Source organism: Aureimonas ureilytica (genome assembly GCF_001475935.1).
In the GTDB taxonomy this organism is placed as follows: domain Bacteria; phylum Pseudomonadota; class Alphaproteobacteria; order Rhizobiales; family Rhizobiaceae; genus Aureimonas; species Aureimonas ureilytica_A.
In genome coordinates, this window is record NZ_LDQA01000147.1 from 1 (window position 1) to 704 (window position 704).

Below are 704 nucleotides of genomic sequence, written 5' to 3' on the forward strand. Positions count from 1 at the left end.
GGCCGCCCCTTTCGCGATCTCTGGTTCGACCTCTGGGACGTGGTGGAGCCGATCCTCGACCGCGCCTATGCGGGCGTCTCCACGCATATGGACAATATCGAATTCGTGATGCACCGGAACGGCTATCCGGAGGAAACGCATTTCGCCTTCTCCTACACGCCCGTTCGCATCGAGTCGGGCGAAGTGGGCGGCATGTTCTGCGCCTGCACGGAAACCACGGGCGAGGTGATCGCGCGGCGTCAGGTTCTGGCCGAGCGCGCCCGATTCAGGCAGATGTTTCAGCAGGCCCCGAGCTTCATGGCCATGTTGCAGGGGCCGGAGCACCGCTTCGAATGGGTCAATCCCGCCTATCAGGCGCTGATCGGAAACCGCGATCTGATTGGCCGTCCCGTCGCGGACGCGTTGCCCGACGCGATGGAGCAGGGCTATGGCGACTTGCTCGACCGTGCCTATGCGAGCGGCGAAGCCCTGACGCAGGCAGGCGCGCGCTATGTGGTGGCGGGCGAGCCGGACACCCAGCCCGTCGAGCGCTATCTCGATTTCGTCTACCAGCCGCTGCGCGACACCGCCGGGCAGGTGACGGGCATTTTCGTCGAAGGCTACGACGTGACGTCCCGCATCCTAGCCGATCGGCAGCGAGTCGATTTGACGCGGGAGCTGGCCCATCGGATGAAGAATTCCATGGCCATGGTGCAGGCCATCGC

General features: G+C 64.8%; 1 protein-coding gene. It reads left to right on the forward strand.

Annotation, left to right across the window (positions count from 1 at the left end; genetic code table 11):
• A partial coding sequence (locus NS365_RS23140) for a PAS domain-containing protein (RefSeq protein ID WP_153003934.1) occupies positions 1-704 on the forward strand: 704 nt, incomplete at both ends.